At 67.7% G+C, this 22,914-nt stretch carries 19 protein-coding genes and 1 pseudogene; 2 read left to right on the forward strand and 18 right to left on the reverse strand.

Going from position 1 to position 22,914, the window contains the following annotated elements; translation table 11 throughout:
• Nucleotides 1-33: 33 nt before the first annotated feature.
• The 7 genes from ACWCXX_RS21735 to ACWCXX_RS21765 all read right to left on the reverse strand — a co-directional run bounded on the left by ACWCXX_RS21735 (nt 34) and on the right by ACWCXX_RS21765 (nt 8,330).
• The gene (locus ACWCXX_RS21735) at nt 34-1,560 is read right to left on the reverse strand and encodes a glycoside hydrolase family 32 protein (protein ID WP_451129608.1); all 1,527 of its coding nucleotides are present in this window, start codon (nt 1,558-1,560) and stop codon (nt 34-36) included.
• The gene (locus ACWCXX_RS21740; RefSeq protein WP_451129610.1) at nt 1,557-2,597 is read right to left on the reverse strand and encodes an ATP-binding cassette domain-containing protein; all 1,041 of its coding nucleotides are present in this window, start codon (nt 2,595-2,597) and stop codon (nt 1,557-1,559) included. Before ACWCXX_RS21740 ends, ACWCXX_RS21735 begins: the two co-directional genes overlap by 4 nt.
• A complete protein-coding gene (locus ACWCXX_RS21745; RefSeq protein ID WP_451129612.1) occupies nt 2,594-3,547 on the reverse strand; it encodes an ABC transporter ATP-binding protein in 954 nt (317 codons plus the stop codon). Before ACWCXX_RS21745 ends, ACWCXX_RS21740 begins: the two co-directional genes overlap by 4 nt.
• 3 nt (nt 3,548-3,550) lie before the next feature.
• Entirely contained in the window at nt 3,551-4,471 is a 921-nt protein-coding gene (locus ACWCXX_RS21750; RefSeq protein WP_451129614.1) for an ABC transporter permease, read from the reverse strand.
• 13 nt (nt 4,472-4,484) lie between these two features.
• A complete protein-coding gene (locus tag ACWCXX_RS21755; RefSeq protein WP_451129616.1) occupies nt 4,485-5,462 on the reverse strand; it encodes an ABC transporter permease in 978 nt (325 codons plus the stop codon).
• 97 nt (nt 5,463-5,559) lie between these two features.
• On the reverse strand, nt 5,560-7,239 hold the full coding sequence (locus ACWCXX_RS21760; protein WP_451129618.1) for an ABC transporter substrate-binding protein: 1,680 nt from the start codon (nt 7,237-7,239) through the stop codon (nt 5,560-5,562).
• A 74-nt stretch (nt 7,240-7,313) separates the two neighbouring features.
• Nucleotides 7,314-8,330 carry a LacI family DNA-binding transcriptional regulator gene (locus ACWCXX_RS21765; RefSeq protein ID WP_451129712.1) on the reverse strand — a complete coding sequence of 339 codons (1,017 nt, stop codon included), beginning with the start codon at nt 8,328-8,330 and terminating at the stop codon, nt 7,314-7,316.
• A gap of 130 nt (nt 8,331-8,460) precedes the next feature.
• Here ACWCXX_RS21765 and ACWCXX_RS21770 point away from each other — a divergent pair, with 130 nt between their 5' ends.
• Complete coding sequence (locus ACWCXX_RS21770; protein WP_451129620.1) at nt 8,461-9,570, forward strand: carbohydrate kinase family protein; 1,110 nt, start codon at nt 8,461-8,463, stop codon at nt 9,568-9,570.
• A 126-nt stretch (nt 9,571-9,696) separates the two neighbouring features.
• Here the strand turns inward: ACWCXX_RS21770 and ACWCXX_RS21775 are convergent, their stop codons facing one another.
• The 11 genes and pseudogenes from ACWCXX_RS21775 to ACWCXX_RS21825 form a co-directional block, all read right to left on the reverse strand.
• Nucleotides 9,697-9,897 (reverse strand): alpha/beta fold hydrolase, encoded by a 201-nt coding sequence (locus tag ACWCXX_RS21775; RefSeq protein ID WP_451129622.1) that lies wholly within the window; start codon nt 9,895-9,897, stop codon nt 9,697-9,699.
• Nucleotides 9,898-9,912: 15 nt separating this feature from the next.
• Nucleotides 9,913-10,065 carry a hypothetical protein gene (locus tag ACWCXX_RS21780; protein ID WP_451129624.1) on the reverse strand — a complete coding sequence of 51 codons (153 nt, stop codon included), beginning with the start codon at nt 10,063-10,065 and terminating at the stop codon, nt 9,913-9,915.
• A 63-nt stretch (nt 10,066-10,128) separates the two neighbouring features.
• Nucleotides 10,129-10,864, reverse strand: a pseudogene (locus ACWCXX_RS21785) (IS6 family transposase).
• Between the two features lie 294 nt (nt 10,865-11,158).
• Nucleotides 11,159-12,130, reverse strand: a complete 972-nt coding sequence (locus ACWCXX_RS21790) for a DUF4432 family protein (RefSeq protein WP_451129626.1) — start codon at nt 12,128-12,130, stop codon at nt 11,159-11,161.
• Complete coding sequence (locus tag ACWCXX_RS21795) at nt 12,123-12,824, reverse strand: SGNH/GDSL hydrolase family protein (protein ID WP_451129628.1); 702 nt, start codon at nt 12,822-12,824, stop codon at nt 12,123-12,125. Before ACWCXX_RS21795 ends, ACWCXX_RS21790 begins: the two co-directional genes overlap by 8 nt.
• 92 nt (nt 12,825-12,916) lie before the next feature.
• Nucleotides 12,917-13,186, reverse strand: coding sequence for a fibronectin type III-like domain-contianing protein (locus ACWCXX_RS21800; RefSeq protein ID WP_451129630.1), 270 nt, complete (start codon nt 13,184-13,186; stop codon nt 12,917-12,919).
• Nucleotide 13,187: 1 nt separating this feature from the next.
• Nucleotides 13,188-15,440, reverse strand: coding sequence for a glycoside hydrolase family 3 protein (locus ACWCXX_RS21805; RefSeq protein ID WP_451129632.1), 2,253 nt, complete (start codon nt 15,438-15,440; stop codon nt 13,188-13,190).
• 249 nt (nt 15,441-15,689) lie between these two features.
• On the reverse strand, nt 15,690-18,440 hold the full coding sequence (locus ACWCXX_RS21810; RefSeq protein WP_451129634.1) for a fibronectin type III domain-containing protein: 2,751 nt from the start codon (nt 18,438-18,440) through the stop codon (nt 15,690-15,692).
• 49 nt (nt 18,441-18,489) lie between these two features.
• A complete protein-coding gene (locus ACWCXX_RS21815) occupies nt 18,490-19,410 on the reverse strand; it encodes a carbohydrate ABC transporter permease (RefSeq protein ID WP_451129636.1) in 921 nt (306 codons plus the stop codon).
• Nucleotides 19,410-20,303: a carbohydrate ABC transporter permease gene (locus ACWCXX_RS21820; protein WP_451129638.1), complete on the reverse strand. Its 894-nt coding sequence runs from the start codon at nt 20,301-20,303 to the stop codon at nt 19,410-19,412. The genes ACWCXX_RS21815 and ACWCXX_RS21820 overlap by 1 nt, the downstream gene beginning before the upstream one ends.
• Nucleotides 20,304-20,382: 79 nt before the next feature.
• Complete coding sequence (locus ACWCXX_RS21825; RefSeq protein WP_451129640.1) at nt 20,383-21,669, reverse strand: ABC transporter substrate-binding protein; 1,287 nt, start codon at nt 21,667-21,669, stop codon at nt 20,383-20,385.
• A gap of 353 nt (nt 21,670-22,022) precedes the next feature.
• Here ACWCXX_RS21825 and ACWCXX_RS21830 point away from each other — a divergent pair, with 353 nt between their 5' ends.
• A complete protein-coding gene (locus ACWCXX_RS21830) occupies nt 22,023-22,847 on the forward strand; it encodes a GntR family transcriptional regulator (RefSeq protein WP_451129642.1) in 825 nt (274 codons plus the stop codon).
• Nucleotides 22,848-22,914: the final 67 nt, after the last annotated feature.

The following is a 22,914-nucleotide window of genomic DNA, read 5'->3' on the forward strand; positions in this document are numbered from 1 at the left end:
TCCTTCCCCGGGCCGTAGCCGGCTGTAAGTCCGTCACGGCCACAGCGGCCGGGGTCCGTTGGTGAAGGCCGACGCCATCTGCCAGGCGTCGAACCGCTCCAGGGTCACGTCGCCGTCGGCTCCGATGCCGACGCCGAGGGCCTCGTCGGGGCGGGTGGGGTAGATGCGGGCGGTGAGAGGGCGCCCGTTCGCGAAGATCTCCAGTGCGGAGTGGTCGACGAGGACGCGCAGCTTCACCCGGCCGTCGGTGTCCAACAGCAGCTCGCCGTACCGGGGTTCGGTGTCGACCGTCGGGTCGAGGCTGCTGGTTTCGCGGTGCAGGCGGAGCGTGCCGCCCGATCCGTCGTGGGCCCTGCTCACCTCCACGACCGTGCGCTCCGCGCCGTCCGGTGTCTCACGGACCACGAGCCGGGCGGTCGTTCCCGGGGCGAGGCGCAGGGTCGTCTCGATGTCCAGCTGGTCCCCGCGCAGGCCGTGCAGCCGGGTGTAGGGGCCAGTGAGCGGACCCGCCGCCACCTCTACGCGCTCCCGCCGCAGCAGGCCCAGTTCCGGCACCGGAGCCTGGCGCAGGCTGCCCTCCGCGCCGAGCGTGACGACCCTCGGCAGGGACATCACGCCGCACCAGCCGGCCTGCGCGTTCGCCTCGTCCGTCCGGCCCTCCTGGAGCCAGCCGAACATGATGCGGCGGCCGTGCTCGTCGCGGGTGGACTGAGGTGCGTAGAAGTAGCGTCCGCCGTAGTCGAGGCGGTGCAGAGCGGTCGGGGTGAAGGCGTCGCCCTGGTAGCGGCCGGTCCAGTACAGGGGGTGGTGGGTGGTGCCCTCGTCCCAGGCGGAGAAGACCAGAACATCCGTCTCCTCGAGGCGGAACAGGTCGACGCACTCCCACATCGTGCCGGTCCAGTCGAGTTCGCCCCGGTCCTGCGAGGCGTCGCCGGTCAGCAGGGGGCCGACGTACCGCCAGCTGCGCAGATCGTCCGACTCGTACAGGAAGGCCGTTCCACCGACGCCCTGGAAGCCCGAGCCGACCAGTTGCCGCCACACCGCGTTTTCACCGGAGCCCTCCCGCCAGACGCAGTGGTCGCGGAAGGCGGTGATGTCGACGCCCTCGGGCGGGGCGGTGATGACCGGGTTGGCCTGGTCCTTGGTCCAGTACCGAAGGTTCGCCGATCCCCTTGCTACGCAAGGAAGTTCATGCTCTCCGTGGCGGCCGGAGTAGACGAGTGTGGGGACGCCGCCGTCGTCGACGAGGACGCCGGACCAGCAGCCGTCGCGGTCGGGGCCGTCGGTGCCGGGGACGAGGGCGACCGGTTCGTCGGTCCAGTGGATGAGGTCGGTGCTGGTGGCGTGGCCCCAGTGGATGCGGTGGTGGGCGGGGGCGAGCGGGTTGTACTGGTAGAAGAGGTGGTAGACGCCGTTCCAGTGGCTCAGTCCGTTGGGGTCGTTGAGCCAGCCGCCGGGCGAGGTGAAGTGGAAGCGGGGGCGGTGGGGGTCGCGCAGGGCGCGCTCGGCCAGCCCCTCGGCGGTGGGAGTGCCTGAGGGGAGGGTGAGGTCGTGGGTCATGCGGCGGTGGTCTCCGCTTTCTCGGTGTCGTCGGTGGCCTCGCCGTCGGGCCGGTCGGTGGCCTTGAGGACGCGGCGGGCGATGTCGGAGGCGGGTGCGCGCAGATGGCAGCGCACCCAGTGGGGCTGTCCGTCGTCCTCGCCGACGATGTGGCGGACGGGCTGGGTGCGGCTGCACGTGCCGTCGTCGTACGGGCAGGACGTGGGGTTGAGGATCTCCTCGCGCAGCCGGGCGCGCTCGACGGGGTCGTAGCTCCCGGCCCGCTCCGGGTCGGGTACGGCGGACAGCAGCAGGCGGGTGTAGGGATGGGCGGGGGCGTCCATCACCGCCAACGCGTCACCGCCCTCGACGAGTTCGCCGGCGAACATGACCATGGTGGTGTCCGCGAGGTAGCGTGCGGAGCCCAGGTCGTGGGTGATGTAGAGCATGGCGATGTCCCGCTCGTCGCGCAGGCGCCGCATCAGGTTGAGCACGCCGACGCGCACCGACACGTCCAGCATCGACGTCGGTTCGTCAGCCAGGATCAGACGCGGCTCCACCGCCAGCGCACGGGCGATCGCAACACGCTGCCGCTGGCCGCCGGAGAGTTCGTGCGGGTAGGACTGGAGCATGTCCTCGGTCAGGCCGACTGTCGTCATCAGCTCGCTCAGCGCCTCGGGTGTGGCCGGGTGGCCGTGCAGGACGAGGGCACGGGTGAGGAAGTGCTCGATGCGGTGCACGGGGTTGAGTGAGCCGAAGGGGTCCTGAAACACCATCTGGACCTTGCGGCGGTACGACCGTGACGCCCGCCTCCGTTCGGTGCGCAGGACGTCCTCGCCGTCGAGCAGCACCTGTCCGGCGGTGGGTTGTTCGAGGCGGGCGAGGCAGCGGGCGATGGTGGACTTGCCGCTGCCGGACTCGCCGACCAGGGCGGTGATCCGGCCGGCCGGTAGGTCGAAGGACACGTCGTTGACGGCTCGGACGCGGCGCCGGGAGAAGACGGTGCCGACCTGGAAGTTCTTGGTTAGGCTGCGTACGGACAGGAGGGGTTCGGTCATCGGGTGGCTCCTTCAAGCCTGCGGGCCACCCAGCGACCGGGCGCGACCTCGCGCAGGTCGGGGATGTTCATGGAGCAGTCCGAGCGGTCCTCGGGGCAGTGGACGTGGAAGCCGCAGCTGTCGGCGGTGCGTGGGGCGTCGAAGAGGCCACTGAGCTCCCGGCGCGGGCCGGTGAGCGGCGGGAAGGCGTTCATCAGCGCCTCGGTGTACGGGTGGAGCGGCCTCGCGAACAGGTCCTTGGCGTCGGCGAGTTCGACGATCCGTCCGCCATACATCACGCCCATGCGGTCCGACAGCTCGACCATCAGGGACATATCGTGGGTGATGAAGAGGATGGAGAAGCCCAGCTCCCGCTGGAGGTCGCGGATCTGCGCCATGATCTCCTGCTGCACGACCACGTCGAGCGCGGTGGTCGGCTCATCCATGATCAGAAGCCTGGGCTTCAGGGCCACGGCCATGGCGATGACCACGCGCTGGCGCATGCCGCCGGAGAGCTGGTGCGGGTACGCCTTCAGCCGTCCCGGGTCGATGCCCACCAGCTCCAGCAGTTCTCCCGCACGCTCCCGCGCGGGCCGTTTCTTCATCCGCTCGTGGGTGGTGAAGATGTCGTCGATCTGGTCGCCGATGGTGAGGACAGGGTTGAGGGAGTTCATCGCCGACTGGAAGACCATGGCGATCTGCCGCCACCGGAAGGCACGCAGCTCCCGCTCGTCCAGGCCGAGGACGTCCCCGCCCTGGAAGCGGATGCTGCCCGCGCTGATCTCCGCCGGGGGCTTCAGCAGCCGCATCACCGCGTTGGCGATGGTCGACTTGCCGCAGCCGGACTCGCCGGCGAGGCCGAAGACCTCTCCGGCGCCGATGGAGAAGGAGACGTCGTCGGCGCCGACGACGGTGCGTCCGTCGCCGCGGTATTCGACGCGCAGGCCGTTCACTTCAAGTACGGGGTCCATGGCTCAGCCCCTCCTCTCGCGCCGGGCACGGCGGCTTCGCAGTCTCGGGTTGGTGATCTCGTCGACCGCGTAGTTGACCAGCGCGAGCGCGAAGGCGACGAGCGCGATGCACAGGCCGGAGGGGACGAAGGCCCACCAGGTGCCGGTCATCAATGCGCCGTCGTTGCTGGCCCAGTACAGATTGGTGCCCCAGCTGACGACGCTGCTGTCGCCGAGGCCGAGGAACTCCAGGCCGGCCTGGGCGCCGATGCCGAAGAGCACGCAGCCGAGCAGCGTGGTCATCACGACGGACGCCATGTTGGGCAGGATCTCGCGGAACATGATCCGCAGCGGGCGTTCCCCGGTGACGACGGCAGCGGCGACGAAGTCCTTGCCGCGGATGGACTTGGCCTGCGCGCGCAGTACCCGGGCCGAGCCTGCCCAGCCGGTGACGACGAGCACCAGAATCACGGTCGAGGTTCCGGGCGGCAGGAACGCTGCCAGGATGATGAGCAGCGGCAGCCCGGGCAGCAGCAGGAAGACGTTGGTGACCAGGGTCAGCGTGTCGTCCACTATGCGGCCAAAGTATGCGGACGCGAGGCCGACGACGATGGCGACCGCGGTCGCCGCGAGTCCCACGGTGAATCCGACGAAGAGGGAGCTGCGTGCGCCCCACAGGGTGAGTACGAGGACGTCCTGTCCCTTGGCGGTCGTACCGAGCCAATGGGCGGCCGAAGGGGCCTGGGTGCCCGTGGAGTTGATGAGCGACGGGTCACCGGGGGCGAGGACGGGCGCGAGCAGGGCGAGGAGTGTGAAGACTGCGAGAAGGATCAGTCCGGTCAGCGCCTTCTTGCTGTCGATGAGCCGGCGTAGCAGTCCACGTCGGCGGGAGGTGCGCGCGGGGGTTGTCGGGGTGGTGGCCGTCGCGATCTCTATGGTGGTCATGTCGGCAGCCTCCTCAGCGGACGCGGACGCGCGGGTCGAGGCGGACGTAGACGAGGTCGACGAGGAAGTTCGCGAGCAGAACCGCCGCCGTGATCGTCAGGAAGATGCCCTGCATCAGCGGGTAGTCCAGGCCCTGGACGGCCATCAGCAGCTGGTAGCCGATGCCGGGGTAGGCGAACACGACCTCGGTGAGCAGCGCGCCGCCGACGACGAACCCGAACGCCATGCCGAAGTTGGTGACGGACGGCAGCAGCGCGTTGCGGGCGGCGTAGCGGAACATGATCCGCGAGGGGCTCAGGCCCTTCGCCTCGGCCATCGTGATGTAGTCCTCGGCCGCCGTGGCGATCATGGTGTTGCGCATGCCGAGCATCCAGCCGCCGATGGAGACCAGCACGATGGTCAGCGCCGGCAGTACCAGATGGCCGGCGACGTTTGAGACGAATTCGCCGTTGAAGCCGGGGGTCAGACCCGCGTCGTACGCGTGCCGCAGCGGGAACCAGCCCAGGCTCACCCCGAACAGGTACAGCGCGCCCATGGCCAGCCAGAAGTACGGGAACGAGCCGACGAAGATCAGCAACGGCGGGAAGGCGGAGTCGAGGAGGCCGCCGCGCCGCCAGGCGGCGACGATGCCGAGCAGGTTGCCCACGACAGCCGCGATGACGAGCGCTACGCCACCGAGCAGCAGGGTCCAGCCGAGCTGCTGGCCGATCACGTCGGAGACCGGGGTCGGGAAGCGGGTGATGGAGATGCCGAGGTCGCCGGTGAAGACGCTCTTGACGTAGGAGACGTACTGCTCCCAGAGGGGGCGGTCGTCCAGGCCGAAAAGTTTCCGCAACTGTTCTATCTGGTCGGGCTGCATCGTGCCCTGGGCCTGCGCGAACATCCGGGAGACCGGATCGCCCGGCATGAAGCGCGGGAGAACGAAGTTCAGGGTGATGGATGCCCAGAAGGCGAGCAGATAGAACCCCAGGTTGCGCAGGATCAGACGCACGGGTCGTGCTCCCTGTCAGTGGGGGATGAACGGGTGATGCGGTGCGCGGGGGCGGCTGTCCGGGGAGGAGGGCGGCCGCCGGTCCGCGCGGGCTGCGTCAGCTCTTGACAGGCTTCAGCGAGGTGAGCACGAGGATCGTGCTGCCGTTGCGGTTGCCGAGGGTGGCGTACGGGTTCTTCTCAGAGGGCCAGCCGGTGAAGCGGGCGTCCGTGTACGCGCCCCACTCGGGGCCGGTGAACAGCGGGACGGCAGGGGCGTCCTCGTCGTACAGCTTCTGCAGGCCGTTCATCTGCTCGCGCTGCGAGTGCTCGTCCGCGGCGGCGGCGAAGGCGTCGATGAGCTGGTCGGCCTTCTTGTCGCCGAAGCGGTGGTAGTTCTCGGTCGCCTTCTCGCCGACGGGCTTGACCATGGCGGTCGACATCACGCCGCGGAAGTACTCGTACGGGGTGGCGCCGTTGTTGCTCCACACGATGCCGCTGTCGAAGGTGCCCTGCTCGTAGGAGTTCACCACGGCCGACCAGTCGGGCGTCTTCACAGTCGCGGTGATGCCGACCTTCGCGAGGTCCTGCTTGATGATGTTGGCGACCGAGATCCAGTCGGAGGAGGCGGAGCCGACGGAAATGTCGAGCGTGAAGTTCTTGCCGTTCTTCAGCTTCCGCTTGCCGCCGCTCTCCCTGTAGCCGGCCGTGTCCAGGGCCTTCGCAGCAGCGTCGGTGTCGTACGTCGTCCAGGTGCAGGAGGAGGCGAGCGAGGTGTCGCGCCACTTGTCGTACGTGTGGGCCAGGCCCGTGCAGTCGGCGGGTTCGGCGTAGCCGTTCATCGCGACCTTGGTGATCTGGTCGCGGTCGACGGCCATGCTGAGCGCCTTGCGCACCGCCGGATCGTCGAAGGGAGCCTTGGTGGTGTTCAGCTGCCAGTTGATCATGGCACCGGTGGCCGGGAACCAGTAGTGGTTGTGCTTCTTGTCCTTGGCGACGAAGGACTTCTCGATGTCCGGGATGTACGACTGGGTCCAGTCCACCTCACCGTTGGTGAAGGCGACGTTGGCGCTGTCGTTGCCGGAGAAGGCGAGCATCCGGATGCCGGCGATCTGCTGCTTGGCGGGCTGCCAGTAGTCGGGGTTCTTGCGAAGCTCGTACGACTGGCTCTGGAACTTCTCGACCTTGGTGTACGGGCCGGTGGCGACCGGGTTCGGGTTGGTGAACTTCGCCGGGTCCTTCACCTTGGACCAGATGTGCTTCGGCAGAATGTAGTGGCCGCCGATCTCGAAGAAGGCGGGCGAGAAGGGCTTGTTGAGGGAGAACTTCACCGTGCGGGCGTCGACCGCGGTGACCTCGTCGAGGTAGTCGAAGCCGCCCAGGACCTTCTTCTGCAGCTGGAAGGTGTAGACGACGTCGTCGGCGGTGAGCGGCTTGCCGTCCGACCACGTGACGCCCTCGCGCAGCGTGAAGGTGAGGGACTTGCCGTCCTTGGCCTGCTCCCACTTGGTGGCCAGCCACGGCGTGTCCTTGGAGTCCGCCATGCTGTGCACCACCAGCGGCTCGTAGACCGACTGCAGGGTCATCGGGGCGGCCTGCGGAGAGAGCGGGTTGAAGTTGCGCGTGAAGGTCGCCAGGTCCTCGCGCGGGATGGTGAGCAGCTGGTTGCCGGAGGTGTCACCGGCGCCGGCGGCGCCCGAGCCACCCGCACAGGCGGACAGGACCAGGGCTGCGGCGGCGGTCGCGGTGACCGCTCTCAAGACGGCGCGCGGCCGCCGTGAGGCTATGGAGGGTGCCATAATGGAGACTCTTTTCCTCTCTTCAACACACAGGACGAAGACGGGATGGGATTCCTCGGCGGACTGATTCGCAGTCAGACCGACGAGCGTTCGAGCAGCGGGCAGTCGATCGTCACCCGGTGGGTGTCGAGCGGCTGCCCCGCTGCGAGAGCGGCGAGCATGTCGACGCCCTTGGTGCCCATGGCCTCGAAGGGCAGGGCGAGCGTCGTCAGCTTCGGCCGCAGATAGGCGGCGATGAGTTCCTGGTTGTCGAACCCCACCACGGCCACGTCGTGTGGGATGCGCAGCCCGCGTTCCTTGATCGCGTCGTACGTGCCCATCGCCATCCGGTCGTTTCCGCAGAACAGCGCGGTCGGCCGGTCGGCGGCCGGACGGTCCAGCAGTTCGCAGGCGGCGGCATAGGCGCCGTCGGCGGTTGCCCAGCCGGGGATGACGAGGGAGGGGTCGGGGGTGATTCCGGCCTCGCGCAGGGCACGCTCGTAGCCGTCGAGCCTGCCGATGGCGGCCGGGATGGCCGGGTCGAGGTTGATGAACCCGATGCGGGTGTGCCCGGCGTCCAGGAGCCGGCGGGTCGCCTTGTATCCGCCCGACACCTCGTCGGGCAGGATGCACGGCAGCTCCCCTTCCGCGTCGTAGCAGTTCACGAGCACCGTCGGCACCTCGCGAACGGCCTTCGGCAAGCTGACAGCCCTGTGCCAGGTCGTGGCGTACAGCAGCCCTTCCACGCGATGCTCCAGCATCTGGTCGAGCGCGGCGGCCTCCTGCACGGGATCGCCCTCACTCGCGGCGATCAGCAGGAACCTCCGGTCACCCCAGGCGCGGCTCTGCGCGCCCGTGATCACCTCCGCGGCGAAGGGGCCGGTCACGATCTCGGTGATCAGCCCGAACCAGCCACTGCGGTTGGCGGCCAGCGCCCGTGCCCCGGCGTTGGGCCGGTAGCCGAGCTCGTCGATCGCCTCCAGGATCCGCCGACGGGTCTCGTCGGGGATGGCGGCGCCGGGCTTGTCGTTGAGGACGAAGGAGACCGTGGTCCGCGAGACACCCGCGCGGCGAGCCACATCGCTCATCGTCACGCGCTGCGCCTTGTTCATGGCCACTTTCAGTCCCCTTCGGTCGGTGGAGGTGCCCTGCGGCCCTCCGGTTTCGCGCTTTAATAACGCGCGTTAGTGCTAGGTTGCTAGGAAGTTACGAGCGTCTCGCACCGCATGTCAATACCTAGGCATGGGCTGCATCAGGCCACCGCACGGTGTCCCTTCGCCCGTACGTACGCCCGAGCCGCCTGGGACCGGCCACCACAGCCCGTGCGCGGACCGCGGCAGCCCCGCGCGCTTTCCCAGAGAGGCAGACCGTCCCCTGGCTCGACTCGAGTCCCCCAGCGGTGCCACCGTCCTCGGTGAGTGCGTCGCCGACGCCTTCACCGACCCTGCGCTGTCCGGCCCGAGCGAACTCGCCCTGCGCGCTCTGCCCGGTGGCGGCCCCGCCAACACCGCCGTCGCCCTTGCCCGGCTCGGTACTCCCACCCGCTTCCTCGGGCGGCTCTCCCACGACGTCTTCGGCACGCTCTTCCGCAGCCGCCTCAGCGACTCGGGCGTCGACCTGAGCGGCAGCGTGACCGCCCCCGAGCCCAGCACCCTCGCCGTCGCCACCCTCGACGAGACCGGCCAGGCCACCTACACCTTCCACGCCGACAACGCCGCCGACTGGCAGTGGACCTCCGACGAACTAGCCGGCACCCCACACGACGGCACCGTCTGCCTGCACACCGGCTCCCTGGCTCTGATACGCCAACCCGGAGGCGGCCGCATCGAGAACCACCTCGCCAAGGCACGCGAGCACGTCACCGTATCCATCGACCCCAACGTCCGTCCCCTGCTCGTACCGCCCTCCGCCTACCGCGAACGGTTCCCCCGCTGGTGCGCCCTCACCGACATCCTCCGCCTCAGCGAGGACGACCTCGCCCTGCTTCTCCCCGGCACCAGCCCTGAAGAGGCTTGCGACACCTGGCACGCCGCCGGCGCGCGCCTCGTCGTCATCACCCTCGGAGGCCGCGGCGCGCTCGCCTCCTTCGACGGCCTCCGCGCCACCGTCCCGGCGCCGGCCGTCAACGTCGTTGACACCGTCGGCGCCGGCGACTCCTTCACCGCGGGCCTGCTGCACCGACTCGCCGCACTCGGACACCTCGGCGGGCGACTCGACCGGCTGAGCCTCCAAGACGTCACCGACGCCTGCGCCTTCGCCGCCCTGACCTGCTCCGTCCCTGGTGCGAACCCGCTTTGGACGGACGAAGTCGCACTGGAGGCCGACGTCAAACGGCTACTGCCAGACGGCTGAACGCGGGGTGCCCGTTCCCGCAGCGACAGCGGGAACGGGCACCGAAGCCACATGGATGGGAGAGCGCCGCTGGGCCTACCACAACGAAGCGGGGCGGATCATGACAGACCGTCTACGGAGTCGTGGCTACCTTGGAAGCATGTCGAGCCAGCCTCCGATCAGCTCGCGGACCGCCGGTGTGCACTCAACCTGCGGGTTGTGGCCCGCGCCGTCGAGGACCACCGCGGTCATGCGAGGGTAGTGGTTGAGCAGGGCAAGCTGGTCACGCCAGCCCACGAGGGCGTCCTGGCGTGTGGTGAGCAGAAGATGCCGACCGTGGTGGACCACGCCGGGGTTCTCCGGTCACTGTGGGAGGAGGAAGTCCGCGTCAAGTTCGGCTGCGGCCTGGCGGTCGTGCACTCGCCAGCCGGGGAGGATGTGCTCCTCGAACAGAGCCCAGCTCTCCTCGGTGTGGCGAGCCATCACGGCGCGGAACAATTGCAGGGGCGCTGTCACGTTGTTGAGTGTGAGTGCCTGACGGTGTGTCGGGTGTGGTGGGGCCGGGTTCCGGCTCCGTGCTCAGGCCGCGGCAGGCAGGGCGGTGGCGGCGGTTGCCTGGTCCCGGATGGCGAAGCGGGTGGTCATCTCGGTGCGGTATTCGGGGGCGGTCATCAGGTGGCGGCGGGGCCGGAAGTGGGGTGAGATGCCGCTGAACGCGGCCAGGAACTGCTGGGCTTTGCCGACGCTGCGGAAGCCTTTCATGGCGCGTTCGCGCTGTCGGGTGGGCTGATGACTGTTCTCGGCCCGGTTGTTCAGGCCCTGGTGGGCACGGTGCTCGACGGAGGGCATCACCTCGCGGTGGGCCGCGCCGTAGGAGCGGAGCTTGTCGGTGACGACCACCCTGGGCACCGTGCGGGTCTTCTTGAGCGGTGTGCGGAAGAACCGCCTGGCCGCAGCGGTGTCCCGCCGGTTCTGGATCAGGATGTCGAGCACGTTGCCGTCGGCGTCGACGGCTCGCCACAGGTACTTCTGCTCTCCGTTGATTCTGATGAAGACCTCGTCCAGGTGTCACTTGTCGCCGGGTCGGGGTCGTCGGCGGCGCAGGCCGTTGGCGTAGGCCTGGCCGAACTTCGCGCACCAGCGGCGGACGGTCTCGTGGGAGACGAGCACACCGCGCTCGAGCATCAGCTCCTCGACCTCCCGGAACGACAACCTCGCGGAACGACAGCGGGAAGCGGAAGTACAGCCACACACAGTGCGCGATGCTCTCCACCGGGTACCGGTGCCCCCTGTACGACGGCGGCGTACTGCCCACGGACGCCCCCTCCCAGCACGACCAACCAGAAGATCATCCCACCCGGTCAGCCAACGTGACAGTGCCCGTCGGATATCTCGGCGACTTCGGCGTCCGAGATGAATTCACCGGTGGCGGGGTCGGGGACCGCGGAATGTGCTGGGAGAAGGCTGTTGCCGATGGTCTTCCTGCCGATGTCCCCGCGTCTTCGTGACGTGAGGGTGGCCGACGGCGGCGGGGCGACGCCGCGCGGAAGGTGCCGCAATGGGATCCCGGTGCGGTCGGCATGGAGAGGGCCGCACCGGGATCCGATCCTCACCTCGTGTCGGCGTGCAATCGGAAAGCGCTCACGGAGACGGACAGAGACACTTGTTGGCGCGGTGCGAGACGCAGGGCGCTGCGGCGTCCCGGGCCCCCGGTCGGTGAAGAGGCGGGTTCGATCGCGACGACCCGTGCACGCCCGTACCAAGGGAACGTGTCGGTGCCCTGCAGCTCCTGCCACAGCCAGGCGTACGGCTGGTGGGTACCGTTCCAGTCGATCCGGACCGTCAGACCGAGGTCCTGGTTCGTGATGCTCGCCCAGGGCGTGTCGAAGTCGGACAACCAGCCGAGCAACGCCCTGCGCTCACCCGGTTGTGGTACCGACCGCAGATCGATGTCGGATCCGTCGGGTGTCCTGATCAACGGCCAGTCGTGTGACGAGCCGGGTTCGACGAGTTTGCTGGGGGTCATCGGATCAGCGGTGAAGCGGCGTGCACCCGTGTCGATTTGGCTGGCACCGTCCAGCAGCGGACCCGCGAACGCGGGGTGACTGACGCAGTCGATCTCCAGCGGAACGTCACTTGTGTTACTGAGCAGATCGGTGACGGACAGTTTCGCTGACTCGCGGTCGAGTACGACCTCGCGGTCGATGGTCACGGGCACCGAGAACAGTTCGGTACGCAGTCGCGCGCTCGATCGGGTGGTGGACAGGACTTCCCAGCGCACGATCGACGCCTCGCCGTGAAACCCTACGGGGGCGCCGGCGACGAGACGCGGATCGCCCGCGTTCGGGCACAGCGTCTGCCATCCGCCGCGGTACTGTTCGAGCCACCCGCTGAACGACTCCGGGCTCGCGGCAGGCTGCCTGGTTCCGGCACGGACCGCATCGGCACGGTCGCGCCAGGGGGTGGAGAACAGCAACTCGTGGCCGCTGTCGCGATGGATGAGGGAAAGGACATCGGAGCCGCGGCCGACATCGACCTGGGCCTTGAGGTGGGCCGTTTCGAGCGTGAGGAGGTCATTCATGGTCTCTCGGTTCATCGACTCTCGTTGCGGTTAGCCGTGTGGGGGGAATTCCTCGGCGCTGCCGCCGTCGCCGTACCGCGTCGCCACCGTCGCCAGCCAGGCCTGGGTAAGCAGCCGGGGTCGGGTGGACGCCGTCGGCGGCGAGTGCGCTCGGAGTGCTCGTCGAGTCGGCGGCCTCGGACATCAGGCGCTGCGTCGGAATGAGCGTCGCGGCGAACTCCTTTGCGAGCACGCGGACCACCGCCGACTTCTCCCCGAGGTCCTGTTGCCACTGCTGCTGATCCTCGGTCACGGGGAGCAGGAACGGCTCCATCATGATCAACCGTGCCCCGTGCTGCGCGGTCTGCTCGAGCACGTGCCGGTAGTGGTTCTCGAACACCTCAGCAGGTGTCGGGTCGTTGCTGTCGAAACGGCGCCACACGTCGTTGATGCCGACCAGGACCGAGACCACGTCGGGTTTGAGGGCCAGACAGTCCCGGGACCAGCGCTCGCGGAGGTCGATCGCCCGGTCACCGCTGATGCCGCGATTGACGAAGCGCACGGGGGTGTGGGGACGGGTTGCGGTGAACCGGGCTGCGGCCAGTGACACGAACCCGTTGCCGAGCGAGTCTCGATCCTCGCGATCACGCCCGCAGTCGGTGATGCTGTCGCCGATGAACACGACGGTGCTGCCGGATTTGAGGGGGATGGTCATCAAGGCTCCTTGAGTCGGATGGGGAGAGGGGGATCCGGCCCTTCGGCTCCGAACGGAAGCCCGGGGTGATCCCCTTGACAGGGATGCGGAGTTCAGAGCAGGGGTACTCGCGCGCGAATGTCACCGAGGCCGCGGGCAACGAGGAGCTCACCGCGCATGAGCGGAGCCCAGGTGCTCGCATTCTCGTCCCAGCGGCGGAAGAGCCGTCGGTCGCAGGCGACGGTCACGGTGACGGCCTTTCCCGCAGGCACGTTCACGCCGGTGTATCCGGCCAGACGTACAGGTTGCGTGCTGTCGGCAGGCGCGAAGTACACCTGGACGGTCTCGTGGGAGTCGCGGGCCGACGTGTTTGCCAGCTCCACTTCAAGTGCCGGGGCCTGGGCAGCGGCGCCGGTGACGAGCCCGGCTGAGTGGTACTCCCACTTCTCCGTAACCGAGGCCGTGCCCGAACCAGAAGAGCGGGGCCGGGGCATGGCCCGCGTAATGGCCGCGGTGGCCGATCGCGGTGCCATCCGTGTAGTCGAGCCCGAAGTCGTCGTCGGGGGTGACGTTCCAGGCGGGGCAGGCCCCGTCGGCCACCGGATAGGTGGTGACGAGACGACCGGTGGGTTGGGTCTCACCGGTGAGCACCGCCGCGATCGCATGGCCGCCTTCCTGCCCCGGCAGACCGGCGACGAGTACGGCGTCGACGTCGTCGATCCAGGGCATGAGCACCGGAGCCGCGGCGTTGACGACGACGACCGTTCGCTCGGCGACCGCGGCCACGCGTCGCACGAGTTCGTCCTGGCGGCCCGGCAGTGCCAGCGTGGACTTGTCCGTTGCCTCGGTCTCGGACTCTTCGGTGAGGCCGACGACAACCACTGCCGTGGCGGCCGTGAGAGCGGCGGCCTCGGCCTCGGCGATGGCCGCGTCATCGGTGCGCGCCACGGACTCAGCGACGAGAGCCACGTACCCGAACGACCCAGTCTCGAGGAGGTGGCTCTCCTCGGCCAGATCGAGGTCCGGGTTGCCGGTAAGAACCTTGCGCCAGTCGATCGGATCAAGTTCGAGCCTTGCGGTCACCGTGACACCGGCAGGAAGGTCAAGCGTCTCGACAAGGAACGGCGGACGGAGCATGGATTGCGCGGGGTCGACGCCTGAGAGTGGCAGATCGGCGGAACCGACCGGGCTCGCGGCGGTGGAGATGCCCCAGCTTCCGGCACCGATGGCGCCCACGACAACCGGCCCGGCGCGATGTGCCAGGGCGGCGGTGAGAACCACGGCAGCGGGCTGCTCGGCCGGTTCGTCGTCCCAGCCGACCGTGATCGCCGTTGCGGTCTCGTGGCGGCTCTCCAACTGTCTGCCGTCGGCGGCGAGGAGCGTGACCCGCACGCCGTGCTCGCCCGTGACCGGATCGGTGACGAATCCCGGGTCCGCGGGTTCGGGGCGGTTGCGGACGGCAACACCGTCGACCACGGTCAGGCGGTGGCCGAGGCGCTCGGCGAGTCCTTCGGCGACGGTGACTTGGTAGGGCGAGTTGACATGGGCGGCGCCGCCGCCCATGGTCTGGGTCGCCATCCCGTGACGGCCAATGAGCGACACGGTGCCCTCCTCTGGGAGGGGCAGGACGCTTCCGTTGTTCTTGGCGAGCACCATGCCGCGAGTGGCGATGCGGCGGAGCTGCTCCTTACGCCGGGCCGAGTCCGGAGCAGGCATGCCCACGGCGAACGGACGGTGGCCCGACTCGTCGCGGTCCAGGCCGCCCGTGCGGTCGGCCAGCAGCAACAGGCGGGCCAAATGCTCGTCGACGGTCTTCTCGGCGACGTCCTGGCGACGGACTGCGGTGGTGAGCCGTTCGTCCCAAGGGCCTTGCGGGCCGGGCATGACGAGGTCGATGCCGCCGTTCGCGGACTCGACCGTGCGCTTGGTGGCGAACCAGTCGCTCATGATGAGCCCGTCCCAGCCCCACTCGCCCATGATGATTTCATTCTGAATGTGGTTCTGCTCGGTGGCGGGAACTCCGTTGATGTCGTTGTACCCCGCCATCATCGACCAGGCGTCGGCGTCCTCGACCGCCATCTCGAAGGGCAGCAGGTACACCTCGCGCAGGGCTGTCTCGGAGACACGGGAGTCCATGAAGTTGCGCAGGGTCCCGGACTCGTTGGCCACGAGGTGCTTGAGGCACGCGGCCGTGCCGCCGCCCTGCATGCCACGTACATACGCGGACGCGGTGCGGCCGGTGAGGTACGGGTCCTCGGAATACATCTCGAAAAGGCGGCCGCCGAGCGGGCTGCGGTGGAGATTGACCGTGGGGCCGAGGACGACGTGGATCTTCTGGCGCCGGGCCTCCTTGGAGAGCATCCTGCCCACCTCTGCGGCGACCTCCTCGTCCCAGGACCCGGCGATGAGTATCGCGTTGGGGAAGGGCGCGACGGCCTCCCCGCCCAGGAAGTTCAGTCCGCGCACCCCCGTCGGACCGTCGGAGAACGCCAGGGGAGCGAGGCCGATCGTGTCGTTGCCAGGCAGTGTGAACGCTGTCTCGCCGGTGAGGAGATGAATCTTGTCTTCGAGGTTCAGGCGCGCGATGAGGTCGACGTAGTCGCAAGGGGCGGTGCAATCCGCCGTGGGCTGAGTCATATGTGTCACTTCACGTTCTTGATCCGGACGATGACGAGAAATGAGCAGGGGATGCGGACAGCGAGACAGCGTGCGCAGACGGCTGTGATGGCCTGCGGATGTCCGACGTCATCGAGGTGACGTATGGAGCAGGTGAGGATGACGACGCCAATGCACTTCGGACAGTGGAGAAGCCTGCGGTGCGCCCCGGCGGCCGGCGCGGAGGGGAGGGGAACCGCGCCGGCCGCTTGCGTCACCGATCCGCAGCCGTCAACTCGACGGGTTGCGCCGGGCGGTCACGGTCCAGTGGTCGAAGTCGTAGACGAGCGACTCGTCGCCGACCGTGGCCGTGAAGATCGAGCCCAGTTTGTCCTGCTGGAGCCACGGCGTGTCGAACAGCTTGAAAGCGTCGTAGCCGATGGGCCGGCCGTTGACGAGGTGCGCGCTCCCAGGGGCTTGCGCCGCCGAGTCGAAGGTGATGTCGAGATCGTTGCCGCGCAGACTGTGATAGACGACGCGAGGATTCGACTCCTCCAAGTGGTTCGTGTCCAGGCGTGTCCCGCTGGTCAGCGCTGCCGCGAATGAGTCCAGGCCAGAGTACTCGGACGCATCCGCGGTCTCCAGTACCCACCCGTTGGTGTCGGCCTGGCTGCGCAGGATGTCGTAGCTGTAGCTCAGACCGGCGGTCGGGTGCAGCTGTGTTGTCGTCTTGACCTTGTTCGGTGGGTCGTTGGGAGTCTGGTGGTACCAGGTTCCGGGCTTGGCCAGCTTGTACGCGAAGTACATCGTTCCGGTGGAGGCGACGGTCCAGCCATCCACCTGACGGCGCTCCTGGATGGAGCCGTTGGCGGGGAACATGGCGTTGATGTAGTTCGACGTCTGGTCGCCGGACGACTTGTAGACGCCCACGGCCGTCGGGCCGTTCTGCATCACGCGCTGGTTGGCAGGCTGGTTGTACGCGCCGATCGAGGCGTTGCCCTGGTCGACGGAAAGCCGGAACAGCGGGTTTGCCTCCTTCGACTGCCAGCGCAGAACGACGGGTGCGTCCTCGATCCAGTTGTCGACCCGGCGGTACTGGACCTCGGTGCCCAGGCCCCAGGTGGGACGCACATAGCTCGTGCGGTAGACATCCATGGCGTGACCGCTGGAGTTCTGCAGGTTGGTCTTGTGTGCTGTGTAGGACTTGTCGGTCTTCGTGCCGATCTCCACTGCGGACTCGGGCGGTTCATAGGTCGAGCCCGGCCAGGCGAGGAGACCGGCGTACTCCAGGTCCGGACGGTAGGCCGAGGGCGCCGGGTTGTCCGACTCGCCCACGCCACCCTGAGCGCGATGCGCCCCGAAGTACGTCCAGGCGAGCGTCGAGTGGTCGGCGGGGCGCCAGGTCGGGTCGTTGACGGACGCCAGGTCGCCCTTGGCCCGGCTCTCCGAGGAGATCATGTAGCCGTTGTCCCAGTCGTTGGCCCACTCGAACCACATCACGTCCATGGCCATCTTTACCTGCTTGCGCAGCTGCTGGTCGTCGGACCACTGGTAGAGGGCGTTGAGACAGAAGTAGGTCATGATGGTGTACTCGGGGCTCTGGTACTCCGCCCAGCCCCGCTTCACCCCCGCCTCCACCATTTCCAGGATGTTGGCCTTGTTGATCTCCTTGAGCTTGGCTCCGGAGTTGCCGTTGAGGTCAACCACGTCCGGCAGGTACTGACCGACCAAATAGCCGGTGACGTAGTTGCTCATGCGCAGATTCTCCGTCTGCGAGAGCTTCTGGTAGCCGTACTTGGCGAAATAGCCGCGCACGTGGTCCAGCATCGCGGGGCTGAACTGATCGCCGGCCATGAGGAAGGCGTACATCTTCGCCACGCTCTTGTACTGCTCGTAGTCGTACCCCTGGAAGAGGTTGTCCAGCTTGGTGAGGTTCGATTCCACGTTCTCGTGGTCGATGAGCTGAGTGGTGTACTGCGCCACGTTGGTGGCGCCGTCCTCTTCCTTCATGGCCTTCGTCTTGTCCCACAGCCACTGGGCGCGCGTCTGCACGGTGCCGGGGTAGGGGGCGGGTGATGTGGGCTCGTACGGGCCGGTCGTGACGTGCAGCGCGGAGCTCATGGGGCTCACGTTGCCGAGCGCGTCCCTCGCCTGCACGGCGAAGTCGTAGCCGGTCGCGGGCATCAGGTTGGGGACGACCGTCGAGGTCGAGGAGCCACTGACGGAGACGACCTTGGTCCCGTCACGGAAGACGTCGTAGCCGCGCACGCCGGTGTTGTCGGTCGACCCCTCCCAGTGCAGCGGCACGCTGGTCGCGGTCACCGTGCCCGCGGCCAGGGACGTCGGTGCCGTCGGGGGCGTGTCGTCGGTTATCTCGCCGGCTTCGTAGACACCGAGATTGTCGACCGTGATCGCCTCGTCGGTGCCGCCGGTGTCGACACGCACCGAGAACCCCAGCTCCACCGTCGACACAAGCCGCTTCCCACCGTTCGGCACGATCGTGAAGCGGTATTCCGCGATGTCGCTGTCGTCGACCTGCTCCAGGGAGCCGGAGGTGCTCTTGTAGGCGGAGGTACTCGTGAGGCTCACGGCAGGGACGGGGAAGCGCGGTACCAGGACGTCGTCGAAGTTGCCGAACTGGATCTGGGCGTAGACGTCTTTGTTGACCGTTTTGTTGCTGGCCGCGCTGCGCTTCAGGTCGTATTTCAGGACGAATTGCCGGGCCGGACTGCCGACGGGCTCGCTGTATACGGCGTTGATGCGGTCCTTGAGAGTGCTGGTGGACCAGCGGTGGTAGAAGTAGCTGGAGAGAGCCGCTCCCTGGGAGGCGTCACGCAGCTCGAGCGCGGTGTCACCACCGGCACTCACGATCTGCTGGGTTCCTCCGGACGAGGCATTGGACAGGGTCAAGGGGCTTGTGCCGCTGTCGAGCCCGGTGTCCATGTCTGCTGCGAGGAGGTTGACCGGCGTGTCATCCGCGGTGACGGCGACGGCGCCAGGGGTTTGTGCCGCGAGAAGCACCGTGACGCACACAGATGCCACAGTTCCGTACCGGACTCGCATGGATCATCCCTTCGTTGGCACTGATTGACTACTTGACGGACCCCGTGACCAGGCCCTTGCTCCAGAACGACTGCAAGGACACGAACATGGCCACGACCGGCACGACTGACAGCAGTGCTCCCGTGACGACGGTGGTGTAGCCGATGGGATACCCCTGCATTTCGCGCCAGCCGACAAGGCCGACGGTCACGGGCTGGAGCGTGGAGTCGGCGAGCATGAGCGAGGGAAGGAGGAAGTTCGTCCAGATCGCCACGAACTGGAACAGGAAGACGGTGACCATCGCGGGGGCCATGATCCGCATCCCCATGGCGAAGATACGCAGCTCTCCCGCTCCGTCGATGCGCCCGGCCTCGATCAGCGCGTCCGGGATCGACGACGCCGCGTAGATTCGGCTCAGATACACGCCGAAGGGGCTGACGATGCTCGGGATGAAGACGGACCAGAAGGTGTTGATCACACCGATGTGACTGAAGAGGAGGTACAGCGGGACGGCGAGCACGGGCGCCGGCAGGAGCACGGCGGCGAGAACGGTGCCGAAGACCGCCTCGCGCCCGGGGAACGGGAGCTTCGCCAGAGCGTAACCGCACATGGCTGCCAGCAGTGTGGAGACGACTCCGCCACCCACGGCATACAGCAGCGAGTTGAGCAGCCAGCGCGAGTAGATGCCCCCCTGGGCCCGGAACAAGGTCTGGACGTTGTCCCAGAGCGCGAAGTGTTCGCCGAACCAGAATCCGTTGCCGGAGAACAGCTCCCCGCTGCCCTTGGTCGCTGAAACGATCAGCCACCACACCGGGAGCAGGAAGTAGATGGCAAAGAGCGTCATCACGGCCAGCACGAACAGCCGCGAGGCCGGGTTCACGGTCGTCAGCGGGCTGCCCTGCGTTCGCCTCGGCCTCGACTTCGCGGGCTTCGCCGTTGTGGGCGTGGGCGGGTGCATGGTGGCGGTCATCAGTCGACCTTCCTGGCCGAGGCGCGGAAGACGGCGACGGACAGCACACAGATCAGCGCGCCGAGTACCACCGACTGCGTGGCCGCGTAGTTGAAGTCGTTGGCCGACAGGGACCGCAGCGCGGCCATGATCGGTGTGTACGTGGACGACAGGTTCGGTGCCACCGATTTCATGGTGGCCGGCTCGTTGTACAGCTGGAACGTGCCGATGATGGAGAAGACCAGGGTGAGCAGGAGCGCCGGCCGGATCTGCGGGACCTTGATGAGGAGCGCGGCCCTCCAGCCGGAGCAGCCGTCCAGCGCGGCGGCCTCCATGGTCTCCTCGGGGACGGCCTGCAGGGCTGCGTACAGGAGGATCGTGTTGTATCCGGTCCAGGCCCAGGTCAGGATGTTCGCGATGGAGAAGGGCAGGGCGCCGTCGGTGACGAAGCCGAAGTCGATGCCGATTGCTCCCAGGCCTCGGGTGACGGGGCTCAGCGACGGCGCGTACAGGAACGACCAGACGAGTCCCGCGATCACACCGGGCAGCCCGTACGGGATGAAGTAGGCGACCCGGAAGAAGCGGCCGCCCTTCGTGGACGCCGAGTCGAGGAGCAGCGCGAGAACGAGCGCGATGCCCAGCATGACCGGCACCTGGATGACGCCGATGAACGCCACCCGCCCGAGGGAGGCGAGAAAGTCCCCGTCATGGAACACACGGACGTAGTTGTCGAAGCCCGCGAATGTGGTTTCCGCGCCACCGAGACCGAGGCCGGAGCGCTTGACGGAGAAGAAGCTCTGCGTCAACGAGTAGCCGGTGGGCAGCAGATATACGACGACGAAGAGCAGAAGGAAAGGGAGTACGAACGGCGCGGCTCGACGAAGCTCGTGAAGTCGGCGCCGCCGATTCGTCACGGAGGACACGGTCACCTTTTCTAGGGAGGAACAGGGGAGGTGCGGGCGTGGGCGCGCGGCTCGCGCCCACGCCGCGGTACTACTTGGCCACGGAGAAGCCTTGGGACTTCAGCGTGGAGACCGTCTCCTTCTGGGCACTGTCGAGAGCGTTCTGAAAGGTCGACTTCTTGGTGGGCACCCTGCCGAGGCCGTCCCCGAGGGCCTGGGCCGAGGTCGACATGACCGGCCCCCAGCGCCAGTCCGGGTTCACCTTGGCCGACTCGTCGCGGAAGAGCTTGTAGATGGGCTGGTTGCTGTAATAGCTCTCCGGCTTGTCGAGGGCCGAGTTCGCGAGCCCGGACTTGGATGCCGGCAGGATGGCGGCGGACTTGATGAGGTTCGACACGGAGCCGGCGTCCGTGGACATCCACATCGCGAACTCGGCGGCTTCCTTGGGGCGTGCGCAGTCCTTCATCACAGCCGTGGCAGATCCGCCCGAGTTGCCGACGGCGTCCGTGTTGCCCCATCGAGGCATGGGCGCCACGGCCCACTTGCCCGCGGATCCCGCCGAGTTGTCGCGAATGAGGGATGCCGACCAGACCGGGCCGACCTCGGCCCAGACTTCGCCCTTGCTCCAGGCCGAGTACAGCGCCGCGTCGAAGGCCGGGTGAGAGGTGAGGAGTCCCTTGTCGGAAAGCCCCTGCCAGTAGGAGGCGATCTTGCTGTTGGCGGCGCTGTTGAACGAGACACCCCAGGCATCGTTCTTGGTGTCGAACCAACGGGCGCCCTCCTGCCAGGCGAACCCGGCGTAGAGGTAGGGGTCCGTGGGAAGGTTCATGATGCGTGAGGAAGGGGCCTTGGCCTTCACGGCCTCCGCGGCCTTCGTGAACTCGTCCCATGTCCTGGGCACGGCAATGTCGGCCTTCTTGAACAGGTCCGCCCGGTAGAACATCGCCATCGGTGCGGTGTCCACCGGCACGCCGTAGGCCTTGCCGTCGACACCGACGTTGCCCCACACCCAGTCGGGGAATTCGGCCCGCTTCTCCTCGACGTAGTTGCTCACGTCCTGCAGTGCTCCGGCTGCGAGGAAGCTGGAGAACGTCTCGTATCCCACCTGCGCCAGGCAGGGAGCCTTGCCCGCCTTGGCGGCCGTGAGCAGCTTGTCGTAGCCGCCGGCACCGCCGTCGGTGATCTGTTCGTACTTGACCTTGATGTCAGGGTGCGACTTGTTCCAGAGGTCAGCGGACTCCTTGTACCCCTGGGCCCAGCCCCAGAAGGTGATCTCGGCGGGGCCGCTCGAATCTGCTTCCGGGGAGCCGCCGCACCCGGTCAGCATGATGCTGGTGGCGGCGAAGATGGCTGCGGCGGTGAGTCTCGTCCTTCGCATGACCATGACGTCCTCTCAGTCTCGCTCAATACAGCGCGGTTCGTAGTGGGTGGAGGGAGGGATCGGTGCTGGCCTCACGGCGAGGTGAGTGTGCCGACCTTGCCTGTGTGCTCTGTCTCGGGGCGTCGGGCCGTCCGAGTCGGCTGTGTAGGCGGCTGCTGGACGGGCGACAAGGAGGGGCGGGGCGGTGCGCGGCAGAGGTCTCGCCGAGGGACGAGACGGGGAATGTGGCCTCGCGCCACTGGTGTACCAGGCCGCAGACGCCTGAGTACGAAGGGGGAGGCCGACTGGTGCGGATGTTCCGGCGACCCTCAAGGGTGACGGTGGCCTACGGGGACGGATCGCACATGCCCGTGGACACTTTGTTTCCCTTCAACGACGAGCTGGTTAATGGCCGGATACTTGCATACAAGTATCCGGCGTGCAACGATCCCGACGTGAATCCCTCTCGACCAGCAAGCATTCAGCAGCAGACAAGGTCCGGCGGTGTCGGGGCTCTGTCGCCGATCACCAGGGACCGCACACGAACCCGTACCTCCGATCGCGTCTACGACGTGTTGGTCTCCGCAATCCGTGAACTACGGCTTGCTCCTGGGGCCTCCCTGTCGGAGACGGACATCGCCGAGCAGCTTCAAGTCAGCCGGACACCGATTCGCGAAGCGATTGCCCGGCTGGCAGACGCGGGACTTGTCCACGTCGTACCGCAGGTGGGCACGCGGGTCGGGCTGATCCGCCTGCGGGACGTGGAAGAGGCACGATTCGTTCGCGAAAGCCTCGAGGTCTCGGCTTTCGAAGCGGCGTGCACCAAGCCCGACTTGGATGTCACGGCTCTGCGCGACCTGCTTGTGCAGCAGGAGTACAGCCATCGCGCGGAGGACTACGACGCGTTCTTCGAGGCCGACGAGGCACTGCACAGCGCAATCTTCGCGCTGAGCGGTTACCCGGGAGCCTGGCAGGCCGTGCAGCGGATGAAGCTGCAACTCGACCGGCTGCGCCGGCTGGCCCAGCCCGACGCCGCCACGGTGCGCGAGTTGATTGACGAACACCGACTCATCGTCGACGCGCTGGAGAACGGCGACGCCGCGGGTGGCCGCGATCTCATCAGCCGGCACGCCCGTCGCGCACTCGATCGAGGACCGGCGCTCCGTACCCAGTACCCGGACTACTTCACTGAATGACCGCGATGAAACCGGTCGAGACGTGATCGGCCCGGGCATCGCTCTACCCAGGACCAGCCCGTTCACC

Source organism: Streptomyces sp. NPDC001732, from assembly GCF_053596315.1.